This window comes from Chroococcidiopsis sp. SAG 2025, assembly GCF_032860985.1.
Taxonomy (GTDB): Bacteria; Cyanobacteriota; Cyanobacteriia; order Cyanobacteriales; family Chroococcidiopsidaceae; genus Chroococcidiopsis.
In genome coordinates, this window is record NZ_JAOCNC010000001.1 from 3,246,712 (window position 1) to 3,272,947 (window position 26,236).

The 26,236-nt window shown below is 44.5% G+C and carries 22 protein-coding genes and 3 pseudogenes; 12 read left to right on the forward strand and 13 right to left on the reverse strand.

Annotated elements, in window-relative coordinates; translation table 11 throughout:
* Positions 1-6: 6 nt before the first annotated feature.
* The 3 genes and pseudogenes from N4J56_RS15735 to N4J56_RS15745 all read right to left on the reverse strand — a co-directional run.
* Positions 7-747, reverse strand: a complete 741-nt coding sequence (locus N4J56_RS15735; RefSeq protein ID WP_317107286.1) for a DUF4079 domain-containing protein — start codon at positions 745-747, stop codon at positions 7-9.
* Between the two features lie 58 nt (positions 748-805).
* Positions 806-952, reverse strand: coding sequence for a hypothetical protein (locus N4J56_RS15740; protein WP_317107287.1), 147 nt, complete (start codon positions 950-952; stop codon positions 806-808).
* 4 nt (positions 953-956) lie between these two features.
* Positions 957-1,376: pseudogene (locus tag N4J56_RS15745) on the reverse strand (EamA family transporter); the annotation flags it as partial.
* Positions 1,377-1,445: 69 nt separating this feature from the next.
* On the opposite strand from N4J56_RS15745, the gene N4J56_RS15750 reads away from it, so the two are divergent.
* Positions 1,446-2,587, forward strand: a protein-coding gene (locus tag N4J56_RS15750; RefSeq protein ID WP_317107289.1) for an IS3 family transposase whose coding sequence is annotated in 2 segments (ribosomal slippage) — positions 1,446-1,707 and positions 1,707-2,587 — 1,143 coding nt in all. Because the reading frame shifts where the segments join, the coding sequence is not laid out codon by codon here.
* 76 nt (positions 2,588-2,663) lie between these two features.
* On the opposite strand, the pseudogene N4J56_RS15755 reads toward N4J56_RS15750, so the two are convergent.
* The 6 genes and pseudogenes from N4J56_RS15755 to N4J56_RS15780 all read right to left on the reverse strand — a co-directional run.
* Positions 2,664-3,101 (reverse strand): annotated as a pseudogene (locus tag N4J56_RS15755) (EamA family transporter); the annotation flags it as partial.
* Positions 3,102-3,156: 55 nt separating this feature from the next.
* Complete coding sequence (locus N4J56_RS15760) at positions 3,157-3,540, reverse strand: hypothetical protein (protein WP_317107291.1); 384 nt, start codon at positions 3,538-3,540, stop codon at positions 3,157-3,159.
* Between the two features lie 154 nt (positions 3,541-3,694).
* Entirely contained in the window at positions 3,695-4,930 is a 1,236-nt protein-coding gene (locus N4J56_RS15765) for a hypothetical protein (RefSeq protein ID WP_410500510.1), read from the reverse strand.
* 195 nt (positions 4,931-5,125) lie between these two features.
* The gene (locus tag N4J56_RS15770) at positions 5,126-5,884 is read right to left on the reverse strand and encodes an SDR family oxidoreductase (RefSeq protein WP_317107293.1); all 759 of its coding nucleotides are present in this window, start codon (positions 5,882-5,884) and stop codon (positions 5,126-5,128) included.
* A gap of 96 nt (positions 5,885-5,980) precedes the next feature.
* Positions 5,981-6,886: an AraC family transcriptional regulator gene (locus N4J56_RS15775; protein ID WP_317107294.1), complete on the reverse strand. Its 906-nt coding sequence runs from the start codon at positions 6,884-6,886 to the stop codon at positions 5,981-5,983.
* Between the two features lie 317 nt (positions 6,887-7,203).
* Positions 7,204-7,941, reverse strand: coding sequence for a Crp/Fnr family transcriptional regulator (locus N4J56_RS15780; protein ID WP_317107295.1), 738 nt, complete (start codon positions 7,939-7,941; stop codon positions 7,204-7,206).
* Positions 7,942-8,229: 288 nt separating this feature from the next.
* Between N4J56_RS15780 and N4J56_RS15785 the strand changes: the two genes are divergently transcribed.
* A complete protein-coding gene (locus N4J56_RS15785) occupies positions 8,230-10,503 on the forward strand; it encodes a glycosyltransferase (RefSeq protein WP_317107296.1) in 2,274 nt (757 codons plus the stop codon).
* Positions 10,504-10,582: 79 nt separating this feature from the next.
* Here N4J56_RS15785 and N4J56_RS15790 read toward each other — a convergent pair whose 3' ends face one another.
* Positions 10,583-10,840: a hypothetical protein gene (locus N4J56_RS15790; RefSeq protein ID WP_317107297.1), complete on the reverse strand. Its 258-nt coding sequence runs from the start codon at positions 10,838-10,840 to the stop codon at positions 10,583-10,585.
* A gap of 140 nt (positions 10,841-10,980) precedes the next feature.
* Positions 10,981-11,667, reverse strand: a complete 687-nt coding sequence (gene sufR, locus N4J56_RS15795; protein ID WP_410500511.1) for an iron-sulfur cluster biosynthesis transcriptional regulator SufR — start codon at positions 11,665-11,667, stop codon at positions 10,981-10,983.
* A gap of 207 nt (positions 11,668-11,874) precedes the next feature.
* Here sufR and sufB point away from each other — a divergent pair, with 207 nt between their 5' ends.
* From sufB to N4J56_RS15825, 6 genes and pseudogenes are all read left to right on the forward strand, one after another.
* Positions 11,875-13,314 (forward strand): Fe-S cluster assembly protein SufB, encoded by a 1,440-nt coding sequence (gene sufB / locus N4J56_RS15800; protein ID WP_015154063.1) that lies wholly within the window; start codon positions 11,875-11,877, stop codon positions 13,312-13,314.
* Between the two features lie 79 nt (positions 13,315-13,393).
* A complete protein-coding gene (gene sufC / locus N4J56_RS15805; protein WP_317107299.1) occupies positions 13,394-14,179 on the forward strand; it encodes a Fe-S cluster assembly ATPase SufC in 786 nt (261 codons plus the stop codon).
* The gene (gene sufD / locus N4J56_RS15810) at positions 14,179-15,567 is read left to right on the forward strand and encodes a Fe-S cluster assembly protein SufD (protein WP_317107300.1); all 1,389 of its coding nucleotides are present in this window, start codon (positions 14,179-14,181) and stop codon (positions 15,565-15,567) included. The genes sufC and sufD overlap by 1 nt, the downstream gene beginning before the upstream one ends.
* Before the next feature lie 58 nt (positions 15,568-15,625).
* Positions 15,626-16,888 (forward strand): SufS family cysteine desulfurase, encoded by a 1,263-nt coding sequence (locus tag N4J56_RS15815; protein WP_317107301.1) that lies wholly within the window; start codon positions 15,626-15,628, stop codon positions 16,886-16,888.
* A gap of 51 nt (positions 16,889-16,939) precedes the next feature.
* Positions 16,940-17,284: pseudogene (locus N4J56_RS15820) on the forward strand (Uma2 family endonuclease); the annotation flags it as partial.
* A gap of 163 nt (positions 17,285-17,447) precedes the next feature.
* Positions 17,448-17,735 carry a hypothetical protein gene (locus N4J56_RS15825; protein ID WP_317107303.1) on the forward strand — a complete coding sequence of 96 codons (288 nt, stop codon included), beginning with the start codon at positions 17,448-17,450 and terminating at the stop codon, positions 17,733-17,735.
* A 135-nt stretch (positions 17,736-17,870) separates the two neighbouring features.
* On the opposite strand, the gene N4J56_RS15830 is transcribed toward N4J56_RS15825, so the two are convergent.
* Positions 17,871-19,340: a response regulator gene (locus tag N4J56_RS15830; RefSeq protein ID WP_317107304.1), complete on the reverse strand. Its 1,470-nt coding sequence runs from the start codon at positions 19,338-19,340 to the stop codon at positions 17,871-17,873.
* Positions 19,341-19,937: 597 nt separating this feature from the next.
* On the opposite strand from N4J56_RS15830, the gene N4J56_RS15835 reads away from it, so the two are divergent.
* The 3 genes from N4J56_RS15835 (at position 19,938) to N4J56_RS15845 (ending at position 23,836) form a co-directional block, all read left to right on the forward strand.
* The gene (locus tag N4J56_RS15835) at positions 19,938-20,612 is read left to right on the forward strand and encodes a vWA domain-containing protein (RefSeq protein ID WP_317107305.1); all 675 of its coding nucleotides are present in this window, start codon (positions 19,938-19,940) and stop codon (positions 20,610-20,612) included.
* A gap of 274 nt (positions 20,613-20,886) precedes the next feature.
* The gene (locus tag N4J56_RS15840; protein WP_317107306.1) at positions 20,887-21,708 is read left to right on the forward strand and encodes a PP2C family serine/threonine-protein phosphatase; all 822 of its coding nucleotides are present in this window, start codon (positions 20,887-20,889) and stop codon (positions 21,706-21,708) included.
* Between the two features lie 7 nt (positions 21,709-21,715).
* Positions 21,716-23,836, forward strand: coding sequence for a tetratricopeptide repeat protein (locus N4J56_RS15845; protein ID WP_317107307.1), 2,121 nt, complete (start codon positions 21,716-21,718; stop codon positions 23,834-23,836).
* Positions 23,837-23,980: 144 nt separating this feature from the next.
* On the opposite strand, the gene N4J56_RS15850 is transcribed toward N4J56_RS15845, so the two are convergent.
* Positions 23,981-25,795, reverse strand: a complete 1,815-nt coding sequence (locus N4J56_RS15850; RefSeq protein WP_317107308.1) for a TolC family protein — start codon at positions 25,793-25,795, stop codon at positions 23,981-23,983.
* A gap of 108 nt (positions 25,796-25,903) precedes the next feature.
* Here N4J56_RS15850 and N4J56_RS15855 point away from each other — a divergent pair, with 108 nt between their 5' ends.
* Positions 25,904-26,173 (forward strand): hypothetical protein, encoded by a 270-nt coding sequence (locus N4J56_RS15855; protein ID WP_317107309.1) that lies wholly within the window; start codon positions 25,904-25,906, stop codon positions 26,171-26,173.
* Positions 26,174-26,236: the final 63 nt, after the last annotated feature.

Below are 26,236 nucleotides of genomic sequence, written 5' to 3' on the forward strand. Positions count from 1 at the left end.
TATGCTCTACTCTTTTGCGATCCGCCACTCGCCAGTCATAGAAGTTGGGGTAGAACAAGTCTTTTGATTAAAATCACACTTGTAGATGAATGGTTCCTGCCAGTGTAAAGGAATTTCTAGCAAGTCTCGCGTTCCAGTCATCCCCTGTCCGATAAAGAGTAATAGCGCGATTGAATTTAAAATAGCATGGACGATCCGCCAGCGATGGGAGCGATCCTGATAGATATCTTGCATAATCGCTAAGGAAAAAATCATCAGCATTGCTGCCGTCAATCCGATATAGAAATGAGATACAAACCATTCGTTATCGCGACGGAAGACACCTTCTTGGAAACCCAGAATCACTAAACCCATTCCTGTCAAAGTGGCAAACACTCCTCGCCAAAGTTTCTGTTTAGCGCGGTAAAGAAACACTAAAGAGGCAATGGTTGCGCCAAAAATCAGGGCGATGAAGATAACTTGAAAAGGGTTTTTACTCCAGACTTGGTTAGTTGCAACGTGGTAAAAAATAGGACGGGCAAGCCCTACAAGTGCTAATCCTACTACACCTCCAGCCAACCACTTGCCAAATTTATTATGTTCCACGCCAACTGTTGGGGGAATTTTACTTTTATCACCCCCTTTAGCTTGCAATCGGCGCTGGCGCGTCTGCCATGCGAAGTTAGCCACGATCCCAATTAAAGGAAAGATGAAGGTAACGGCGATCGCGGGATGCAAAAGTCTCCAAGCATCGAGTAAGTCTACCATACAAAACCTCTGCAACAATAATGGGTTTAATCTGCTAGTCTACTAAATTACGTAAATTTCAATTTATCTGGATGCTGGTGGCAAACAGGCAATGAGTTAAATTTACAACACCCTTCTCTAAATCAGAAGTACGCAGATGGTTGCTAGTTACCACCCCCCTCAGTTGTGCGATCGCTTCAGGAATTATGTTTTTCTCAGCGAGCATTGACTTATATACCTTTAAATCCCATACTACTTTCGATTTCTTGCTGTTTTTGAATCGAAGTGTTCCGTGTAGCAGCACTTGATGCTTTTTGCCGGATGCCGATTTGACTCAGAAAAACTCCAATAACTATGACACTGCCACCCATATACTGCGCCAGTGTTGGAACTTCTCCTAAAATAAAATAAGCTGCGAGAATCCCTGCAATGGGAGTAAAAGAGCTAACTAAAGAAGCTTCAGATACAGAGGTAGCTCTTAAACCAGTAATCCAGAAAGTCTGACCGACTACGACAATAATAGAACCATAAACTAACATCCATTCCCACAAGAAAGGAGAAAATACATCCATAAAATGCCCCCTGCCGTAGAGTAGTAAAGCAGCGAGAAAGAAAATAACTGTTCCCCAAGCGGTGCGAAAAATGCTGTATGAAGTGGTCCCCAAAAACTGGACAGGGGGTTAAGCTCTGAACCACTCAAAAGATGACAAGAGTAGTTCATGAGTAACAAACGCAAGCAGTACAGCCCACAATTTAAAGCCAAAGTCGCACTAGAAGCTATTCGAGGTGAGAAAACCGTTTCAGAATTGGCAAGCCAGCACGAAGTGCATCCAACCATGATTAACAACTGGAAGCGGCAGTTGTTAGAGGAAGCTAGTACGCTATTTGAGAAGGGTAGTGAGGCAAATAAAGTTGAGGAGAGCCAACAAGCCCAAATAGACGAGTTGTATCGGCAGATTGGGCAGTTGAAGGTAGAACGGGATTTTTTAGCCAACAGGTCAGCACGGTTGGGGTTGAAGAACGAAAAGCCTTGGTAGTGACTGACCATCCACAACTAAGCATCGTCCGACAATGCCAACTATTGAGAATTGCTCGTTCAAGCTATTACTATCAGCCACAAGAAATCTCAGATGAGGAATTGATGCTGTTGCGTTTATTGGATGAGCAATACTTAAAAACCCCTTTTTATGGGAGTCGAAAATTGACGGTGTATTTGCGTTCACTGGGCTACGAAATTAATCGCAAACGAGTAATTCGCCTGATGCGTCAATTAGGATTACAAATAGTTTATCCGAGAAAACGCACAACTATTTCCCATCCAGCTCATCAAATCTATCCGTATTTGCTAAGAGGATTAGCGGTAGAGACAGCCAATCAAGTTTGGTGTACGGACATTACTTATTTGCCTGTGAGGAAAGGACATTTTTATTTGGTAGCAATCATGGACTGGTACTCTCGAAAAGTGCTGTCATGGAGGATTAGCAACACGATGGAGGTAGATTTTTGTCTGGATGCTTTATCAGAAGCCTTATCTATCTATGGAAAACCAAACATCTTTAATAGCGACCAAGGTAGTCAATTTACCTCAACTGACTTTACTCAATGCTTGAAACAAGTCAATGTCAAAATTAGTATGGATGGTAGAGGAAGATGTCATGACAATATCTTTATTGAACGTTTATGGCGCTCGCTCAAATATGAATTGATTTACTTACTAGATTTTGATGATGGGAAACATTTAAGATTTGAGGTCAACAAATGGTTTAAATGGTATAATGAACAGAGATTTCATCAAGCATTAGATTATCAAACTCCTAATACTGTTTATTGGAAAAGTTTGAAATCGCTTGAACTTGCTTGATGGAGCGAGTGTCGATCCTTGGGTTAGAGCTTAACTCTCCCCTCAAACTGTCTAACCATTTGGATCCACTTCAAGATGCACCCAAAATTTCCCAAAAATTAACTCTTTCAGACAGTAGCCAGACAGACAATAGCAAAGTTAAGGGTGGCTCTAATCTCCCCAAAAACACTACAGTATTGACATTAGTAACAGCTAGTGCCTGAAAAATTAAACTCGGCGCGATCGCTCCTGCTAAAGTTGATACGATTATCAATCCCAACCACTCTCGTCGAGAAAGTCGCTTTAACATAGCTGGTTGTATTTGCCGTCGATAAATAATTAGTAGTACCAACAAAGCGCAGAGATTGCCAACAAATAAAACATTGCACAGAGAAATGGGATTGCGATCGTTCTGAAAATGTCTCGCACCAATTTCTGTCAGCTTGCGCGTGACTGAGTTAGCTGCGCCAAAAATAGAAATAGCTAGCCATAGATAAATCTGGGGCGTAACTCTTAATGGAAATAGTCGGCACATCCCAATCTGTAACAAAGTTTTTCCTCATGCGATCGCGACTAGAATGACTTCACTATTACTTCACTTCACTCGGCTCAAACTTCGTCACTTTGCCTTTTCTCAATGCCACGACCACATCGTAGGTAGCACAGTAAGCAAATGTATAATCGTTAGCTTTGTTATACAGCAGTACGACCATACCCGCACCACCAGGCTGCACCGCTACTGGCAGCAGATCGCCAAAGAAATAGCGCCGCAGTTCGTCACCACCACCTAGCTGACCCTTGTGCGCGGTAATCAATTCAATTTTCTTTTGGATCGGTATATCAGTTGGACCTTTCATTTGCATCTCTTGGGCAGATGCTTGACCTAACTGAGGATTGATGATTCTCAGCGGTACATCTGTAACCGTCACTAACCCAACTAAAGCAAAGCCCGCTAAAACAGACGTAAGTTTCACTTGATTCACTCCTAAGAATTTGAGAATAAATAACAATTCGACAATTTCAGCATCTATCGCTTACCTAAGTTACAACTGATGAATTTATGAGTTTTTCCTGAGAAAAACGTAAGAATTAGCTCGTAATTCGGCTTTGAGTTCGTGCGTCGAGAAATTACAATAGGCGAAATACGATCGGGCAGTTGTTGATGATGCCTGTCGAGCCAAACTCGGAACCATTAGGACCAGTGAGGAAACCAGATTCAACTAGACCCAGGATGTGGAATTCTTCTCGTAGCTGGGTGCGATCGCCGTTGTTTACTGCATCCTGCGTCCACTCGTAAAGGTTGATATCCCAAAGTGGGCTATAGTCATTCGCGATCGTCGGGATACCTCCTAAAACGTTATTAGGGCGATAACCGTCAGTTAAAGCTGCATACAACCCTTGACGTTGTGGATTCTTACAACCATTTTGCTGCGGTCCATTTATAGCAATAAAAATCCGCTCGACAGCACTGCTAAAACTATCGTCGCCACCTACTTCTATGTTCTGCAAAGCAGGGGCAGAAGTTGCACCTTCGATCGCAGCCACCGTTGGATCGCTGGAATCCATTGAAACATACCAAACCGGACGACCGAAACTGAAACCGTTGACCAAGTTTAAGGTGACAGTCATTTTCTCAGTATCGATCGCCACGACTTCATCGTGTACTAGCTTGTAGTCGGGGTTGCCTTGAGGAAAATTAATCTTATCGGCAGGCACGTTAAAAGCAACTATTGGTGCATTGTAGACGCGACCGCCAGAGTTAAGCATCCTCACTAAAGGGCTGTAATCCTTGTCTCCAACAGAGCCAGGTTGGGCGCTAGCGACTGGAAAAGGACGCTCTTTAGATCCTGGTTGCACCTGCCTTTCTGGACTGAAGTCAACTTTGCCCTGGTCGAAAATAATTTCCCCTGCTGAGTTGAAGTTACCAGTCCGCGCCCCTGGTGCTGAGTAGGATAGCTTGGACGAAAAGTTAAAACCGAGTGCTTCAGCGTTTGCCTGGTCGTCTGTATCGGTGATGATATACCAGACAGTTTCACCCGACTTTAAATAACCTTTATATAAGGGTAGCGTCACAGTACCAGGAAAAGAATCGCGATCGAAACTAACCGTTCCCGCTCGCAGTGTTTGCACTGGACCAACTAAACTAGGATTGGTTGGAGGAGGTCCAAAATAAGTTTGGTCAACACGAGTACCTGTCGATGCAGATGCAGGGAAGAAGTTGCATCCAGGTCCAGGTCCGAGGGGACCAGGTCCAGGTCCAGACTCTGCCAAAGCTGCTAGGGGCAAAACAAGGGTTGCTGCTATGGTTGGGGAAATTGCTTTTACCACTTTCAAGGCAGAGTATAACCACCGATTTGTACGCATCACGCCATATCCTTCAACGAAAATTTTTTAGGCAGTTCAAACTTTTTCAATGCACTAGGCGATTGAAAATCGCAGCTACACAAACCAAACCCAGATGATGAGAGGGTTTCAAACTTCTGATTTTTCCTGAGTTCGAGCGGGCGAACTTTGTTGGTATAGCCCCAGAATTCTATTCTGAGGGCTTCAAATGCTCGACTATTGCACGATGTAGCCACCATCCACAGTTAGAGTGTGTCCGGTCACAAAAGAGGCTGCATTAGAGGTCAGCCAAAGTACCGCAGCAGCGATTTCTTCAGGTTTGCCGACTCGTCCGATTGGGTGTCGATCGCCAAAAGCCGCGATTGCTTCTTGACTTCCGCCGACAAAGCGATCGAGCATGGGAGTTTGAATTACAGCTGGAGCTACGGCATTGACTCGAATTCCAGCTTTAGCACATTCCAGCGCTGCTGCTTTGGTTAGTCCTACGACACCATGTTTGCTAGCTGTATAAGTAGCGACATTGGGCATGGCGATTAGTCCTACCACCGAAGCATTGTTGACAATTGCGCCGCCGCCGTTTTTCAACATGTGGGCAATCTCGTATTTCATCGACAGCCAAACGCTTTTCATGTTGGCATCGATGACGCTATGCCAGTTGTCTTCTGTTTCATCAACGATCGCACCCAGTTTTCCTTCGATGCCTGCATTGTTGAAGGCGCAATCTAATCGACCGTAAATCGATACAGTCTTATCTACTAATGCCTCAACTTCACTAGCTTGCGTCACGTCAGTTTTGATAAAGACAGCATCGCCACCAGCTGCTTTAATTTGGCTAACCGTTTCCTCTCCTGCTGCTGGAGTGCGACTGGCGATCGCAACTTTGGCTCCAGCTTGAGCAAATGCCAACGCAGTTGCTTGACCAATTCCCGTACTACCACCTGTAACCAAAGCAACTTTATCTTTCAGATCGTTCATTGGTATTTCTTTTTGAGTGACGATTAGAAAAATAAAAAATCTGGCTAGTTGCTGTCTTGTGAATTCTTGCCCTAAATTAGGTGAATCTTGCCATAATTAAAGCCCTGCCCAGTATTTTTTAGGTGTGACTCCCACAATTTGACGGAATTTAGCCGTAAAGCAGCTTTGATCGTGAAATCCGACTTGTCGAGAGATGACTGCAATCGATAAATCTTGCCAGTGCAACAGTTGTTTTGCTTTTTCAATCCGGCATTGGAGTAGATATTGATAAGGCGTGACTCCAAAGACTTGCTTGAACGATCGCGCAAAGTAAAAGGTACTCATTTGTACCACGGTAGCTAGTTCGGCTAAACTCAAATTTTGCTCTAGATGCGAGTGCATGTAATCGATGACTGGTTGGAATCTGCGGCGAGATAGCGTACCACTGCGCTCTTGACACAAGTTATGTTTTTGTGCAGAGTAGTGCCTGAGTAGATGAGCGGCAAGCATTGTTGCTGCTGACTCGACATAAAGTAGACTGCTCGATTCCCCTGCTTCTAGTTCTGCCTTGAGTGCCAAACCGATCTGGTGGACGAGCGGATCGGACGTGGCAAAGTGTGGTATTAGTTCGATGCGATCGCGATCGACAAATTCACGGGCAATTTGAGCTACATATGTAGGATCGAGAAAAAGTAAGGTAAATTCAACTTGTTGCCTCCAAGCTGCTTTTTGCGACACTTTTGCAGGGGTGATTTCAACTTGTCCGGTAATTATTTGCTGGCATTGCGTCCGTCCATCCAGCATCCGTTCTACCTGCATTGGATGCTGGCAATGATGAATCACGATTGAATGGTGACTCAGAGAATGCTCTATTACCTCCCAAGGCGGCTGTCGGTGAAGATCGGCGCGAACTCCATTCCATCCTATGTCGTAGCTTGTTTGAAAGGGAAAACAAGGGAGAAGTCGAGTACCTATGTAGCTCTCATGGGAGGGATCGAAAATAAAAGGGTTGAATTCTGTCATAGACGATCTTTCTCAATCCACAACTGCGGTAAAATTCGTCAGGAGAGAGCCTAGCGCGATCGCGATTTGAGGAAAATGATTAGAATCAATTCTTGTGTTAAAATTTACGCGCTAATATATTTAGTTACACAAAACAAAAGACTATATTAAAACATAACTATAAATTTCTATTTGAACTTAAAATGAGGGTTTTAGTATAAAAATAGGCAATCGCGCCTTAAGTTTTCATAATGCTTATCATTAAAAACTTCTTTGTAGTAGGCATCAAACTCTTAGTTGTCAATTTTGACTTTTGATTTTTAACTTTTGACTTTTGCTCAGCCATTTAAAGTCATTCTTCTTTTCACGCGAGTAATTAACTGCTCATTTTGTAATTGCGTCAGCGTCCGAGAGAAAACTTCAGGGCTGATGCCGATATCGCCAGCAATTTGTTTTAAAGGACGGTCTAGATTTACCGTTTTTTCATTGGGAGGAACCATCACACGCAGGTAATGTAACACTCGTTCGCGGGCAGAACGAATCCCCCGCAATTCCAACAAGATTTTTGTATAATGCAATCGGCGTGCTAGCTGCTCGATAAAAGCTGTTGCTAGCTGTGGCTCTTGCGCTAGCGTAGTTAAGAATAGCTGCTTCGGAAAAGAAACAATCCGCGAGGGAATTTCAGCAATCACCGTACATACATAAATTTCGTTAAACAGCGCAACTTCAGCAAAGTACTCTCCAGCCATCACGGAATAGTGATTGACAGTCTTGCCTGCTTCGGTGTAATGAATCAAACTAACTCGCCCGGACTCAACGGCAAAGATAGCCGTTGCCGGATCGTTTTGATAGAAAAGAATTTCTCCAGCAGCTAGCTTTTGGTAAGTCATTGCACTTATGAGGTTGGCAGGCAAAAGATCGAAGTTGAAGGCAGTCATACGATCGCGTGCAAAACTTCCAATATCGCTCAGTGGATTGGAGTATACTCCCATTACCTCAGCCAATCCTCGATCGCGATCGAGTTTGAGATGATTCTTGATACAGCGTAATTTACTACTGCTGTTGCGATAGGGCATCTAGGGGCGATTGGACAATAAACTACCCATGGGGGAACTTCAGCTATTGCTCTACGGTCATAGAACTATCTGAATATCTGTTTTAGTCTTCTTCGATGGCAATACATCGCGTTATTGCTAGCAGATTTCTATTGGGACAGTTAGGAGCAAACAAAATTTCAACTACTAGCTAAAACTTGACATAATAAACGATAATAAAAATTATAATTATTTTACAATTGTGTTACCTAACATGGATTGCTAACAACAATCCATTGTATTTGTTAGGAAAATTATTGGATAGTAGGAATGACAGTTTCTCAGATTAAGAATCAGGGGATAGAGCAGAGAGAACTCAGGCGCGTGAGGCGATCGCGTCTCGCTACGCTAGTTATGTTCAGTATTGTGGCATTTTCTAGCCTGATAGTTGGGGGATGGTTTGCCGGAGAAGGTACAATTACTTCGATTTTTTTACAACTACAAAATTTTCAAAATAATCCTCCTGTTTGGTTAGAAGTACCAATGCTATCAGGAGAATATTTATTAGCTCCCACAATTGTTTTACTCCTAATTGTGATGCTAGTCATGCGCATCTCTCCCCAACCAAAACGATGGTCGCGGCAAATTGTAGTAGCAATATTACTGCTTTTGACTATCCGTTATATTATTTGGCGATCGCTAACTACACTTAATCTTGCTACTCCCCTCAATGGTGTATTTAGTTTGGGATTATTGTTCTTAGAATTTCTGGTGTTAACTAGTAGTACAATTCAATTATTTTTAATGTTGAATGTCAAAGACCGCAGCCGCGAAGCCGATCGCTTTGCTGTAGACGTGCTTGATGGTAATTTTACTCCAACTATTGATATTTTAATTCCTACTTATAACGAGCCTAATTTTATCCTCAAACGGACTATTATCGGTTGTCAAGCACTGGAGTATCCGCATAAAAAAATCTACTTACTTGACGACACGCGCCGAGCAGAAGTTAAAGACCTAGCTACAGAATTAGGTTGTCAATATTTAACTCGCTCCGATAACAAACATGCTAAAGCAGGTAACTTAAATCACGCGATCGCCAAAACTAAAGGTGAATTGATTGTTGTCTTTGATGCCGATTTTGTACCAACTAAAAATTTTCTCACTCGAACTGTTGGCTTTTTCCAAAACGAAAAAATTGCTTTAATTCAAACACCCCAAAGTTTTTACAACGCCGATCCAATTGCCCGTAATTTAGGGTTAGAAGACGCAGTTACCCCAGAAGAAGAAGTTTTTTATCGTCAAATTCAGCCAATTAGAGACGGAGCTGATAGCGTCATTTGTGCTGGTACTTCTTTTGTCGTCAGACGCAAAGCACTACAAGCTGCTGGCGGTTTCGTCACAGATTCTTTGAGCGAAGATTACTTTACTGGAATTCGTTTATCGGCGCAGGGTTATCGATTAATTTATTTAGATGAAAAACTAAGTGCAGGTTTAGCAGCCGAAAACATCGCCGCTCATGCTACGCAGCGGATCAGATGGGCGCAAGGGACGTTACAAGCATTTTTTATCGACGCAAACCCTTTAACAATCAAAGGATTGCGACCTTTACAAAGAATTGCGCATTTAGAAGGATTATTGCATTGGTTCACTAGTATTTCCCGGGTTGGGTTTTTATTTATGCCGCTTGCCTATTCATTTCTAGGAGTGATTCCACTCAGGGCAACAGCAACCGAGTTGTTATATTTCTTTTTGCCTTACTATTTAGTTCAACTCTCAGTATTTGCTTGGTTGAATCACCGCTCTCGTTCGGCTTTACTATCAGATATATACTCTTTAGTTTTATGCTTTCCCTTGGCTTTGACAGTAATTCAAGTCATGTTAAGACCGTTCGCCAAAGGATTTAAAGTTACTCCAAAAGGACAACAACGCGATCGCTTTTCATTTAATTGGAAACTAGCTTCACCTTTAATTATTTTGTTTGCGGTCACAGCTATCAGTCTGTGGCGTAACTTAGGAATGTCTATGGCGAAAGCAGAATGGGCAACAACAGTACCATTAGAAATTGCTCAACAAATTCGAGGTATTGGTTTGGGTTGGCTGTGGAGTGGCTACAACTTAATTATGTTGGGTATTGCAATTTTAATTCTGCTCGACGCTCCCAAACCAGATGTTTACGATTGGTTTGCTCTCCGGCGAACAGTAAGGTGCAATATTCAAGGGGAAAATTATTGGGGAGTCACAACGATGATTTCTGAAGTTGGAGCGGAAATTGCTCTGACACAAAAAGCAATAATTTCAGCGGCAGAAATGCAGCCAGTCACGTTAGAAATTATGGAGGAAGGAGTAGAATTAACTGGTGAAATCATTCGGACTGGATTTCAAAATGAATTTCCTACAGTCAGGGTGATGTTTCAGCAACTCAGTCTCAGTCACCATCGCCGCTTAGTAGAGATGTTATTTTGTCGCCCTGGACAATGGAAGCGCCACAATACGCCAGGGGAATTCAAATCGATTTTACTGATTTTGAAAATTCTATTCCGACCGCGAATCATATTCGATCGCAATATAGATGTCAATGCGATCGCGGTGTCTCAAGGGTAAAAGAGTTGTTGGTCATTTGTCATTCGTCATTTGTCGCGTACCACTCTCCACTAATAACTGATAACTGTTAACTGAATAGCTACCATTTGAGAAAAGCCGCCTCAAGTCCTTGTTCGCGTCTAATCTTGCCATCTTTTTCAAACCAGGCTACCACTTGCTCTGCGGTTAAATCTTCCATTTTTACGCCGTAGTCTTCGGCTATATGTTTCAACAGCCGCAGCGATGAAACTGTCAGTCTGGTTAAAAACTTTTCTGGAGAAGAAAGCAAGGCTGCATCTACCCTGGCTGACTCTTCCGCAGTGAGAAATTGCATTGAAGGTTGCATGTTATTTGTCATTGGTCATTGGTCATTTGTACGGACGGGTTCACTCAAAAAATTAACTTCGACTACAATTTTTGGTATTTCCCTACAATTTTTGTACGGGCGGGTTCACCAAACAACTCTGACTCCGACGAGAATTTTGGGTGAACCCGCCCCTACAGCTTTCCCCTTTCCCCTATGCTTCGTACCAAATACCCGCAACGGTGTTCGCCGTCAATAATCCAGTGAGTGCGCTCGATTTGACAATCTGGGAGGATTGTGGCGAACATTTCTAATTCGTGTCCGCAGACTACAGGGAAGGATTCAGCAACATTGGCAATGGCGCAATTATGTTCGGTAATGATAAATCCCCTAGCTGAATTCTCTTCGTTGACAAAATACCACTCTGCCATGTAGCCTTCAGCTTTTCTCAATTCTACTAAGTTAGCTACTCGCTCTTGCAGCGAACCCTCGCCGACGCGATCGCGGTATTCTAGAGCTTTACGCTCCCATTGCATCCGTAAAATTGTCCCCATTTGTTCCCGCCCCACTGTTTGGGCGAGGGTGTCGAGCAGGGAAACGGCAAATTGTCCGTGGCTGTCTCCCCCTCCATCATTAATAGTACGACGCAGGCGATCGCGCCCTTTATCGCTCAGTTTATATACGTGTTGCGGTCGCCCCATGCCCAGAGGAACTGCTTGATATAAAATCAGTTCCTCTGCCTCTAAATCCTTTAAATGGCGACGAATCGCTTGTGGACTGACATCAAGCTCTGTGGCTAGCTCCTGTGCCGTGGCTTGCCCCTGCTTCATCAGATATTGCAGAATGTCCTGCTTGGTCGAGGGCTGCTGCGTTGTCACCATTGTCATTCCAAAGTTTTCAGCTGAAAATTTTACTTTGACAACATACCTGTTGTTAATGTAGCGTAAAATGGAGACAGGTTAAACAACAAGCGTGTTGTTTTAGTTACGATTTTTACAATGAGGAAGGTGGGAAGGGGTTAGACCACCCGTCTTTCATCCTTAAAGAGCTACTTCGAGCATTTCAGCCCAACCGAGAGAACACGACCAATGAGTGCAACTGTCAAAACCATCGTCAACCAGCCTTACAAGTACGGCTTTATTACCGACATCGAGGCAGATATCATTCCTCGCGGTCTGAGTGAAGACGTTATCCGCCTGATCTCTGCTAAGAAAGAAGAACCAGAGTTCATGTTGGAATTTCGTCTGAGAGCTTACCGTCAATGGCTGAAGATGACAGAACCTACTTGGCACAGTGTCCAGTATCCTCCCATCAACTATCAAGATATTATCTACTATTCCGCGCCGAAAAAGAAACCAAAGCAACTGAATAGCTTGGAAGAAGTCGATCCCGCATTGCTGGAAACTTTTGAAAAGCTTGGTATTCCCATATCAGAACAGAAGCGTCTATCTAATGTCGCAGTAGATGCCATTTTTGACAGCGTTTCTGTAGCTACTACCTTCAAGGAAAAGTTAGCCAAAGAAGGTGTAATTTTCTGCTCGATTTCCGAAGCTTTACGGGAATATCCAGAGTTGGTACAGAAATATCTGGGTAGTGTCGTCCCAACAGCAGATAATTACTTCGCGGCACTCAATTCCGCTGTATTCAGTGACGGTTCCTTCGTTTATATCCCCAAAAACACTAAATGCCCGATGGAACTGTCTACATACTTCCGCATCAACAGCGGCGATACAGGACAGTTCGAGCGGACTTTGATTGTAGCCGAGGAAGGGAGCTACGTTTCCTACCTAGAAGGCTGTACCGCACCGATGTACGACACTAACCAGCTACACGCGGCGGTGGTGGAACTTGTCGCTTTAGACAATGCTGAAATTAAATACTCTACTGTCCAAAACTGGTATGCTGGCGATGAAAAAGGTAAAGGTGGGATTTACAACTTCGTCACCAAACGCGGTTTGTGTCAGGGAGTGAATTCTAAAATTTCTTGGACGCAGGTAGAAACGGGTTCAGCAATTACTTGGAAGTATCCTAGTTGCGTGTTAGTCGGCGATAATTCTGTCGGTGAGTTTTATTCTGTGGCGCTGACGAATAATATGCAGCAAGCCGATACAGGAACGAAGATGATCCATGTTGGCAAGAACACCCGCAGCACGATTATTTCCAAGGGAATTTCTGCGGGGAACTCTAGCAACAGCTACCGTGGTTTGGTAAAAGTTAACCCGAAAGCACAAGGAGCGCGGAATTATTCTCAGTGCGATTCAATGTTAATTGGAGATAATGCACGGGCAAATACTTTCCCCTACATTCAGGTACAAAATAACACTGCCAAGATCGAGCATGAAGCTTCGACTTCCAAGATTGGTGAAGATCAGTTATTCTACTTCGCACAACGAGGTATTTCTTCAGAAGATGCAATCTCGATGATGATTAGCGGTTTCTGTAAGGATGTGTTTAACCAGCTGCCAATGGAATTTGCTGTAGAAGCCGATCGCCTGCTGAGTCTGAAACTGGAAGGTAGTGTGGGTTAATAAAGTAGGGTGGGCAATGCTCACCCTCAATCAAGCAATTCGCAAGTGAATAGAGAGAGCGCAGAGGACGTAGAGAGTAATGATTATTGAAAATAGTGAAATTTTGCTGTCGGTGAAAGACCTGACAGCTGAAGTTGATGGGAATCCAATTTTAAAGGGAGTGAATTTAGAAGTTCGCGCTGGAGGAATCCATGCGATCATGGGACCGAATGGCTCTGGTAAAAGCACTTTTTCTAAAGCCTTAGCAGGACATCCAGCTTATGAGGTAACGGGTGGTGAAGCAATTTTTCAAGGCAAAAATTTGCTAGAGATGGAACCAGAAGAACGAGCTAGAACTGGAGTTTTTCTGGCATTTCAGTATCCCTTAGAAATTCCTGGCGTAAGTAATTTAGATTTCTTACGAGTTGCCTACAATTCTCGGCGGAAAGAGCAAGGTTTAGAGGAATTGGATGCATTCGATTTTGACGATTTGATCCAAGAGAAATTGGATGTTGTCAAGATGGATGCGGCTTTCTTAAACCGCAGCGTGAATGAAGGGTTTTCTGGCGGCGAGAAGAAGCGGAACGAAATTTTGCAAATGGCACTGTTGGAACCAAAAATTGCAATTTTGGATGAAACAGATTCTGGTTTGGATATTGACGCGCTGAAGATTGTTGCTAATGGCGTGAATCAATTAGCTAGCCCTGAAAATGCCACAATTCTAATTACTCACTATCAGAGATTGCTCAACTACATCGTCCCAGATTACGTCCACGTTATGGCTGGGGGACGGATTATTAAGAGTGGTGGTAAGGAATTGGCGCTTGAATTAGAATCCCGTGGCTACGATTGGGTGTTGGAAGCTGCAACTGAGGTAGGAGTGTAATGAGTATTCAAGTTTCTCCGACAGTTACGAATGGCAGTCATGCTCATGTGTCGGGTGGGGATAACTACCTGTTAGAGTTATTGCAACAATGTCAAAAGGGTGTAGAGACGTTACATGTAACATCTCTACAAGAAATTCGCGATCGCGCCGCTTCTATTATTCGTCAGTCTACTCTACCTACTACCAAAATAGAAGAGTGGCGTTTTACCGATTTATCTGCTTTAAAGCAGTTTAACTTTCAAGCTGCGGTTCCATGTGAATTACCCGCAGCACTGGTAACACCTCTAACCTTTCCAGAAGCAGCAAATAGCCGTTTGGTATTTGTCAACGGAGCGTATGCATCAGAACTATCGGCGATTGGTGACTTACCAAAAGGTGTGGTAGCTAGCAATTTATCAGGATTACCAGCAGAATACCGCGATCGCATTGACAACTACCTGGCAAAATCTGAGGGAAAAGAAGAAATCTTCACAGCTCTCAATACGGCTGGAATGATGGATGTTGCTGTCGTTTGGATTCCTAAGGATGTTGTAGTAGAAACTCCAATTCACCTGCTATTTATCGCTAATTCCTTCAGAACGCCAACGATTCAGCAGCCGCGCTGCTTGGTAGTAGCGGAAACTGGTAGTAGCGTCACGCTGGTGGAAGACTACTTAAATCAATTTAATATTGAAGATCCTGAAGAAGGCGAAGCAGAAGTCGGAGAGACGGTATACTTGACCAACGCCGTTACGGAAATCTGGCTGGGAGAAAATGCCCAAGTTCGCCATACTAGAGTTGAGCGGGAAAGTGTAGAAGCATTTCACATTGGCAAAACTGCCATTACTCAAGCACGGGATAGCCGTTACACCTGCAATGCGATTACTTTAGGGGCGAAACTGTCGCGCCACAATTTAGACATCTACCAGACAGGGGAACAAACAGAAACAATTCTCAACGGCTTAACTATGATAGCAGGGCAACAAACAGCCGATACTCATAGCGCGATCGCACTCAATTATCCTTATGGTATGAGCCGTCAACTCCATAAATGCATTGTTGCTGATAAAGCCCACACTGTATTTAATGGTAGAGTCTTTGTTGCTAAAGCCGCTCAGCTTACGGATGCAGGACAACTCAACCGCAACTTACTCCTCTCTCCCAAAGCCAGGGTAGACACCAAGCCTCAACTGGAAATTATCGCTGATAACGTCAAGTGCAGTCACGGTGCTACTGTCAGCCAGTTGGAAGACGATGAAATTTTTTACCTGCAAAGTCGCGGAATTAACGCTGTTGACGCTCAAAATTTGTTAGTTAACGCCTTTGCTGCTGAGATTATTAACCAACTACCAATTCCCTCTTTACAACAAACTCTGCTCAAAGCCGTCGCATTAAGTCGTAAGTCGTAAGTCGTAAGTACCCCATGAGTAAAATCAGGGGTTGATATTCCTTCTCTCCATCCAAATCATGACTTTTACCCAAGCAAGAACCCTCGCCGATATCGTCCGCGCTGACTTCCCAATCCTGCATCAAGAAGTCAATGGCAAACCCTTGGTGTACCTCGACAACGCCGCCACTTCTCAAAAACCTTTACTCGTTCTCAACACCTTACGGGATTATTACGAGCAATATAACTCCAACGTTCATCGCGGCGTGCATACCCTAGCGGCTAAAGCAACCGAAGCTTACGAAGGGGCGCGGGATAAAGTGGCTGCGTTTGTCAATGCAGCGCAGCGAGAAGAAGTTGTGTTTACCCGCAATGCTACCGAAGCAATTAACTTAGTTGCTTACAGCTGGGGTAATAGCAATATCCAACGGGGAGATGAAATTATTCTCTCTGTGATGGAACACCACAGCAACTTAGTCCCTTGGCAACTTCTAGCCCAAAGAACGGGTGCGGTGTTGAAGTTTGTCGAACTAACTCCAGAAGAAGAGTTTAATTTAGAGCAATATAAGTCGTTAATTTCCGACAAAACAAAACTTGTGGCTGTGGTTCACGTCTCTAATACTTTGGGATGCATTAACCCAGTACAAGAAATAATTGCGATCGCCCATCAACACGGTGCGAAAGTTTTGATCGATGCTTGCCAAAGCGTACCACATATGCCTGTCAACGTACAGCAAATGGACTGCGATTGGTTAGTGGCTTCCGGTCACAAAATGTGCGCTCCTACCGGAATTGGCTTTTTGTATGGAAAACTAGAATTGTTGCGATCGATGCCACCGTTTTTAGGTGGTGGTGAAATGATCGCCGACGTGTATTTAGACCGTTCTACCTACGCCGATTTACCACACAAATTTGAAGCAGGAACCCCAGCAATCGGAGAAGCGATCGCCCTTGGTGCAGCTGTAGACTATTTAGGGGCGATCGGGATGGATAAAATTTATGCCTATGAATCGGAATTAACGCAATATCTGTTCGAGCAACTGGCTCAAATTTCTGAAGTCCGCACCTACGGACCATTACCTAAAATAGCAGGTGTGGGTAGAGCTGCATTGGCTTCATTTACAGCTGGCGATGTCCATCCTCACGACTTATCTACTCTATTAGATCAGGCTGGGGTTGCGATTCGCGCCGGACACCACTGCACGCAGCCTTTACATCGCTACATCCACGCTCAGTCTACCGCACGGGCAAGTTTATCTTTTTACAATACCCGTGAAGAGATTGACATATTTATTGTTGCTCTGAAGGAAGCAGTAGAATTTTTTGGTAGTATCTTCGGTTAAGGTAAAAGGGTGGGCTTGGCTCGCCCAATTGACTCTAAAACTGGTTTTGATATGACTGATACTTCAACTCCAGCAGAGCAAAGAATAGTGCTGCATAACATTAGCTGGGAAACCTTTGAAGCTTTACTCAAAGAAGCAGGTGAAAACAGAGGTTCTCGATTTGCTTATGACTGTGGCACTTTAGAAATAATGACTCCCCTTCTCGAACACGAAAGCTTTAAAATTCAGCTCGGTCGCTTTATTGTTGTTCTAGCTGAAGAATTAAGTATTGAAATTAAAAGTGTTGGATCGACAACTCCAAAACGCCAAGTAGCTAATCGCGGTATAGAGCCAGATAATTGTTATTATATTCAGAACGAGCCAGCAATTAGAGGCAAGTTAAAGTTAGATTTAAAGTATAGATTTTATGCGATCGCTCTATCTCCTATCCTAGCTCAACTCCTCAATTAGGTTATGGATAGCATTCCCTACCATACAACCGTGCATAACTCGTCTCAATTGTGGCTAATAAACTTTAGCGCTCCAGCAAGCGCACAAAATAGCCGCGAGGAATGCATTTATGAGCGAGTATACAAACGATGGGCGATCGGAAAATTTAAACGAAAAAGATAAGCGAGCGCTCGTACAGAAATATTTACAAAATCCCTTTTCTATTGCCTGGTCAAAGCTAGAAAATCTATTTTATCCAGAAATTTCAATTGGCAAATCTGCTGAAAAAACAGAACTAAGCGATTCATTTCAACCAGATGAATCCAATTCTATTTGCGATCGCAATTTATATCCTCGGTTTACAGATCGGGTCGATCCTTCCCTTTACTACACAGTTTTCTTCCCTCACCAACGGTAGAAAACAGTTATCAGTTATCAGTTATCAGTTATCAGTGAAGAAAGGGTGTAGGGTGTAGGGCAATTTTGAATGCGTGAATTTTGAATTCCCCTCACTCCTCGCTCCTCACTCCTCGCCCCTACTCTCTACTCCCTTTTAAGTCAAATGCCTAAACACCATTTTGAGAATATCTGGCTGGCTAAAAGGCTTAGTTAAGTAACCTGAAGCACCGACAACTCTAGCTTTGACTCGGTTAATAATTCCTGTATTCGCCGTCACCATAATAATCGGCGTGTCTTTAAATAGAGAATGATTGCGGAGCAAGCGACACAATTCATAACCGTCAATTCCTGCCATATTTACATCTAATAAGATGAGATCTGGCTTAACTTTAATAATCTGCATTAAAGCTTTAACAGGATTATCAATTGTAAAAACTGAAAATAAGTCGTCTTCTAAAAACTTTTTCAGTTCCTGTAACATTGCTGGGCTATCGTCCACACAAACAATTTTATACTTATTTCTCGTAGCCGGAGCATCGGCAATAACGGTCGGTGGGGATGTGGGAGTCTCTATATGCGTGGGAGGAACTGGGGGTGTCGTCCGCGTAATCGGGAAATTAACTGGTGGTTGAGAGCTATGCTTGACTGGCTCTGAGTGTGGCTGCGGAGACTGTGTGGGGAGAGATTCTTTCTTTGTCGTAGGAAACTGCGTCTCTCTGACTGGTTCGCGCTCGAAAGCTTTTGGAGTTGCAGCCAGCCGGCGATCGCTAATGTGGCGATCGCGGATATCATCTAGCGGTAAGGGGACTTTTTCCGGTATGACAATTGGTGTTGTTGATGGCGATGCTGTCTGTTCAAAGGTTCTTGGTAATTGGTCAAATGGCGCATAGGGGTCTTGCAACAAAATTGTTCCTGCTGCAATGTACTGGTGTAGGTTTTGCGCCAATTCAAGTTCGTCTTGATTTAATAGAATTGCCAGATGACGAAAACTGAAACCTTTGAGAATCGTACTAAACTTTTGCTGAATTTCCTGCGGAATTTGCTGTTCTAATTTGTGACGGTTAGAAAAATAAAGCCGCTGGTAGGGTGAGAAAATTTCTGGTGCTAGAGCTTGCCACTTTTGCAGGCGCTTTTGACATAGATCGACAATCGGTTGTAGTTCGAGCCGACAAAAAATTTGCTCTAAGTTTGAGTTGCTGCTAAAGTCGTACTGCCCCGATTTAACTAGTAAAAACGACTCAATCGTTTCTCCAACCAATTCTGCAACTAATTCTGCTGCTTGTTCGGCATTTAAATATTGATGGTTAACTAACCAACCAATTGCTTGATATTCGGGATTAGTATCTGACCGCTGTTCTGCTTCAGTTTCAAAAATCAAACTTAATTGCGCTCTAGTTTCACTTGTCAGCGTCGGTACTTTATAACTGAGGCGATGCAAATGACAGTCGAGGCGATCGAAGGCAGCAATTGAATGGGAAGCATAAGTAATCTTTCCCTCTTCAAGATAGACCGACCATGTAACAGCACCGCTAGTCACCTTTAACAAGGCACTATCATAACAACTAGACAAGTGCGCCAATAAACTCAGCGGACTTAACTTCTGAAAGGTTCCACAGCTAGCCATTTAGCACTTAAACCTTTTTCCAAGCGAGCGAATACTTTAACTGACAATGCCTATTTAGCAAAGCCTTAATTTCGAGCAATTTGAGTGTTTTTGTCTGAATCAATTGAGGTAAGAGGATTGAGATAACCTAGTTAAGTTTATTAAAATATTGTAAGCTGTATCTGCTCTTACACCGCTAGAACCCCTGCAAATCATAAAAAATTGACGGAAGGCTAACAGTTTCTATTGACTATAGCGCAATCTATAAAAATTAACCATCCAGTTTACAGTTTTTAGCTATTGGCGTATGACAAAGGATTTGGATATATAGAAAAACAATCTGTGGGAAAGTTAAGTAATTTGTCGCCTTGGTCTTGTATGGGTAGTTAACTGCACCGATTGTCTGAATTTGCTACTGATTTTTCCCTAGTGAAATGAATGTGAGTAAAATACCGGACTGACGCAGCTGAAACTACAGAGATAAAAGAACTAGTAAAGTCAAAGCTGAACTATCATAGATAAATTGTTGTCAATGCCAGCAGCCCATCTACTCAGTCCACTAGTGAGTAAAAGCTACCACATATGTCAAGTAGCTAATCTCCCACCTAAATTGTAAGTATGTCTGACCAATTAAGACTTGATGAAGCGGTAGAGTTTGCTGAAAATCCAGAACCTCGCTGTCCTTGCGTATTACTTCTAGATACTTCAGGTTCGATGCAAGGAGCAGCAATAGATGCTTTAAATGAAGGGCTGCGGGCATTGCAAACAGATTTATTACAAAACTCTCTCGCTTCCCGACGTGTTGAGGTGGCGCTCGTGGTTTTTGATAGTGATGTCAGAGTTATACAGGATTTTGTCACTCCCGACCAACTTGAGCTACCAGAGCTGACAGCGCAAGGCTTAACCTGTATGGGAACTGGAATTCATCGCGCCCTAGACATGATCCAGTCTCGCAAAGCTACATACCGCGCTCACGGGGTAGCTTATTATCGTCCCTGGATATTTTTAATTACAGATGGAGAACCCCAAGGAGAATCAGAGCAATTAATCGAGCAGGCAAGGCAGCGAATTGAGACAGATGAAGTTAACAAGCATGTAGCTTTTTTCTCTGTGGGCGTAGAAAATGCTAATCTGGAGCGGCTCAAGTATATATCTGTCCGCACTCCACTCAGACTTAAAGGACTGAGGTTTACGGAAATGTTTCTCTGGTTGTCTGCTAGCATCACAGCCGTTTCCCATTCTCGCTTCGACGAACAAGTAGCACTACCACCTGTGGGGTGGGGAGCAACTTAGGCAGGGAGCAGAGGAAGCAGGGGAGCAGAGGGGTAGAGGGGCTTCAACTGCAGAGGAGTCATAACAGTCAACAGTCAACCATCAACTACCAATGACCGATTACCCATTACCAACAATTCCTGAGTACATAATGAAAGTGTAAAGAGATGAATGAGTAAATTGACGGAACCGTACACATTACCGTATACAAAAGGAGGATTTGTCGAGCGATGCCGATCGCTCTGATTGTCCGTTCACCTAAGATAGGCTAGGAATCAGTAAGGAATCACGATGAATGCGTAACGATGCCCACGATGAGCTATATACAACAGGACGGTTAGATGCTCCTGCTCAGATCCGGCAATGGCGAGTCGCATCCGCCTCAGTTCGAGGTACGAGCCACGAAAAGGTCGGACAGCTTTGTCAAGACGCTCATCATTGGGAAAAGTTGCCCACGGGGGTTTTGGTAGCAGCAGTAGCTGACGGGGCAGGAAGTGCAGCTTTAGGCAAAGTCGGGGCAATTGTCGCCGCGCAAACGGCGGTAGAGACGATTTGTGCTGAAGGCTCTAGACTGCATTTGATTGACGACGAGCAGGGATGGCAGCGAATTCTGACTCAAGCTCTGGCAGCAGCAAAGACAGCAGTAGAAGCAGAAGCAGCCGTCTGTGGCAAGCAGGCACGGGAGTTAGCGACGACGTTGATTTTAGCAGTTGCTACCCCAGAATTAGTCGCCGCGGTGCAGGTAGGTGATGGCTTGGCAGTAGCGAGCGATCGCGACGGTCAAATTTTTGCTCTGACTGCCGCTCAAAAAGGAGAATATATTAATGAAACAACTTTTCTAGTTTCCCCCCAAGCCTTGGAGACAGTCCAAGTCAACGTTTGGCGGGGAACGACGACAAATATTGCCGTGTTTTCAGATGGGTTGCAGATGCTAGCTGTGAACATGGGCGATGGTTCACCTTACAAACCATTTTTTTCTCCCCTGTTTCAATTTATGGCAGGTATGGAGGATGAGAGTGAAGCTAAAGAACAACTGGCGGCGTTTTTGCGATCGCCAAGAATTACGGAACGGACGGATGACGACTTGACTTTACTATTGGCGACGCTTGTGAGTTAATTTTGCCATGCGGTTGCAACGAAGCTCCAACAACCAAATTATCACGTTGGACCCCAACTCTAGCCTCGGACATGGGGGAGAAGCCCGTGTCTTTACTGTACCGCAGAACGAGGCACTAGTAGCAAAGGTTTATCACAAGCCTAGAGAGATTCAGGCATCTAAGCTAACGGCAATGCTTGCTAACCCGCCAGATAACCCTATGGCGGGGCAAGGACATATTTCGATCGCTTGGCCTGAAGAGTTGCTGAGGTCAACTGATGGCAGCAATCGGGTTGTCGGCTTTCTGATGCCGCGAGTTAAAGGGATGCACTCCCTACTCGATTTTTACAATCCTAAAACGCGACGGCAAAAATGCCCGTTCTTTAACTACCTCTATCTCCATCGAACTGCCCGTAATATTGCCGCTGCCATGGGAGCGCTGCACGCACGCGGATATTGCGTTGGAGATGTGAACGAATCAAACATTTTAGTCAGCGATACAGCTCTCGTCACCCTCGTAGATACGGATTCGTTTCAAGTCCGCGACCTGCAAACGGCAGCTATTTATCGCTGCGGTGTCGGAAAGCCAGAATTTACGCCGCCAGAACTGCAAGGAAAGAATTTCGGTCAGATCGATCGCGCCCCAGAACACGACTTATTTGGGCTAGCAGTCCTGATCTTCCAACTGCTGATGGAAGGGACTCACCCTTTTTCAGGAATTTATCAAGGTAGTGGCGATCCCCCACCCTATGCAGCACGGATAGCGGCAGGACATTTTACCTATGGCAGCAAGCCAGTACCGTACAAGCCTACGCCGATTGCACCAAATTGGGAGATTTTACACCCTAGTTTGAGGCAGTTATTTGTCAAGTGTTTTGATGCAGGTCATTCTCAACCCCATCTCCGCCCCAACGCCCAAACCTGGCAAGCTGCCCTCAAAGAAGCAGAAAACGCTTTGACAACCTGTAGCGCCAACAATCAGCATCGCTATAGCGATCACCTGCAAAGCTGTCCTTGGTGCGAGCGGGCAGTAAAATTAGGCGGGCGCGACCCGTTTCCGTCCTTGGAGGCAGTCAGACAGAAAAAACACCTCCAACCTTTGCCACCTAAGCGTACTGCTCCTGTATATCGACAGTATAGAGCGCTCGATCGCTCCGCCGCTTATTATTCATCTGCCACGCTCAGCAAACACGCACCATTATTTTTAACACTGCCAAGAAGTCATAGAAGGCTGAGCCGCAGAAAGTTCAACCTGATGATGATGGGAACGTTTAGTCTAGGAGCTGTGAGCTTGATCCTGTTGATGCAGGTGTTAAGTGACGTGCAACTGCCCTTTGACAGTCGTTTTAGCGTTACCTCCATCCCCGAACCACCAAGTGACGGCAAAGTAGCAGCAAAAAGTGGCAATAATTTTGTTGCCTACTACAAGCAGGGCGATGCTTATTACAAAGTAGGAGACTATGAAGGGGCTATTGATAATTACGATCGCGCCATCAAGCTCAATCCCAAGGATGCTCAAGTCTATTTAAACCGAGGTAACGCCCTCTACGAAGTTGCCCAGCATAGCGGCGACCCCGACCGTACCTATCGCCGAGCGATTGAAGACTTCAATCGCACCCTGGGACTCAAACCCAACCAAGCTGAAGCCTATCTCAGTCGCGGCATGGTACGTTATGAAATTGCTCAGTACAGTAAAAATCCCGAAAAAGAATATCAGCAAGCAATTCAAGACTTCGATCGCTCTTTGCGGCTCAATCCCCGTGCTGCCAAAGCACTGGTCAAACGCGGCATCGTTCACTACAAACTGGCACAGTATAAAGGGGACTTGAGTACGGGCTACAAAGCCGCAATTGGAGATTTTAACCGAGCGCTTAGTATTGACTCCCAAGAAGCAGAAGCTTATCTCAAGCGGGGAATTGTTCGCTACGAGCTAGCTCAGTATAGCGGACAGAGCGATCGCGAAGCAGTAGAAGATTTACAAACAGCCGCTAAACTGTTTCTCAAACAAGGCAATATCGAAGAATATCAACTCGCTTTAGGTAACATCTGCGTTGCTCTCGATAAGAATTGCGATTCCTTCTTGAGGAACCCAGAAAAGTTTATTCTTTCTACCCCGCAATCTCTCCCTGGAGAGGGAAAGCCTAAATGAGGAGTGAGGGAAAGAGAGTGGTGGTGGTGTGGGAAGTGTGGGAGGACACTCAAAGAATTTTCGAGAGCGCCTCTCCCCCATCTTCCCCCTCTCCCTTGTCTTCCTTGTCCCCTCACTCCTCACTCCTCGCTCCTCGCCCCTAGTTCAGCGTTGCTGACCAGAGCTAATCGAGCGTTGAATCTGAGCTAAGGCGCGGTTGTAGTTTAGAATCGCATTGACTCTATCGCCTTCCGCTTGAGTTAAGTCATCCTCAGCATCAATCACTTCTGTTTGCGTCCCTACACCTGCTTGAAATCTGAGGCGTGCCAATCGCAGCGCTTCCCGCGATTGTTCTAAAGCAACAGAGGTTGTTTGAATATTTTCTAAGTTAGACTGCAACTGAGAGAAAGCTTGTTCTACTTCAAAGCGAATTTGGTTACGCTGTCCGGCAAAATTAGTTTCAGCGATCGCAATATCCGCCTCTTCCTGCCTAGCTCTTGCTCTTGCCGCTCCACCATCAAATAAACTTAAGCTTAAGTCTCCTCCTAAAGAGTAGCCATCTCGAAAGTTTGTGCCATCGTCAAATGTATCGCTTAGGTTATATCGGGCAGTGAGACTGATTTGGGGTCCTAATTCAGCTAAGGCAGCACGCCTCTGTTGTTCGCTAATATTACGCTGTGCTAATTGCTGTTCTAGTTCGGCACGATTTCTAAAAGCTAGTACGATACTGTCTTCTAAGGAAAAGTTCCACTGTCCGGCAACTGCTACCGGATCGGCAGCCGTAACTACGATGGAGTCGTTTAAATTAATTCGCGTCGCAATTTGACGGCGGGCAATTCGTTGCTGGCTTAAGGCATCGGTTAATCTTTGGGTAGCCTGCGCCAACTGCACTTGAGCTTGGAGGACGGCAAAGCGAGTTCCTACCCCAGCTTGTTCTAAGGCTTGGGCATCGCGTAAACTTGCCTGGGCATTATTTACAGAAGATCGCTGAATCCTTACGTTCTCATCAGCTCGTTGCAATTCGTAATAATCGTTGGCAACGTTGAGGCGCAGTTCTTCTTGCGTCCGTTCTAAATCTAACCGATTAAAACGCAACTGTTCTTCGGCAGCGCGAATGTTAGCAGGACGTAAACCAGAAGTAAACAATCTGTAGTTTAACGATAAATTGCCAATCACCCGAGTATTATTACTATCAATTGGACCGCTAATAGCTTCCTGGATAGGCGATTGTTCCGGCTCCTCGCTGAAAAGAAAATCACCTGTATTCGTTACATCAGCACCTAGATTCAAGGTAGGATACTCTGCTGCTAAAGCCTGCCGCAGCTGTGCTTGACTCCGTTCTACGTTCAGCCTTGCTTCTCGCAGTTGCGTGCTATTGCGCTGTACTAGGTCTAAAGCCTGCTGGAAAGTAATTGGTTGAGCGCCCACAACCTGCACATCTTCTGGTTTCGTGGGAAATCGCAGCGGATTGGGATTGGGATTGAGATAACTAGGTATTTGAGCCTTGCGATCGTTTAACTGAGAATTAGCAGGCGGCTGGGCTGGTCTAGGTTTGGTTGTTGGTTGTTGGTTATTGGTTGCTGGTTGTTGGCTGACAGTTGTTGGTATTTGGTATTTGGTATTTGGTATTTGACGGTTGACGGTTAACGGTTGACGTTTGCTGCTCCTATCCCGACTCCCGTACGGGCGGGTTTGGAAACCCGCTCCTACCGACTCCCGACTCCCGATTTCCTGTTTTGACAAGAGAACCGAAGCTTGAGAGTGACGGAACGAGCCATTTGCTTGCAGGTAAGCTTGTTTGGTAGCTTTAATTGACTGAGTTTTACTAGGTTCAGATTTCATAGCGATCGCGCTATTGACAGATGGAGTTTCGCTCGCGATCGCTGGTGCTGGTTCGATCTTAATTAGCTCTGTTGCTAAGAGTGCTACAGCTAGACTCGAACAGAAGTTACGCACTAGAAATAAATGCTGTTGTTTCACCGCACTTCCTCACACGAAAATTTCAGATACCGAAAGCGACAATGACTCGATCGGTCGCTCCGTAAAAATCATAAATAAAAAATCAAATCATAAATATTAAGCTACTATTTGGGGCGCGATCGCCTGTACTCAGATCTGCGAGCGAGTGTCGTAGTCGTATCACCACTGGCAAGCCCAGCATCGCTCGAACGAGTAGCATTCTACTATATAGTTCGGCATATACCAAAAGACTTAGCACGCATCAAGAGATATTGTGACATTAAACCACAAATTCAGTTGACAGTTATTAGGAAGCGCACGAGCAGGGAGCAGGGAACGCACGAACAGGGAGCAGTCAACTGTCAACTAAATACCAACTTATCAACTGTCGATCTCTAAAAAATACTTAAGAAATTTTCTTTCTCTTTACAATCCGTATTTTGGATTACATAATTAACAAAC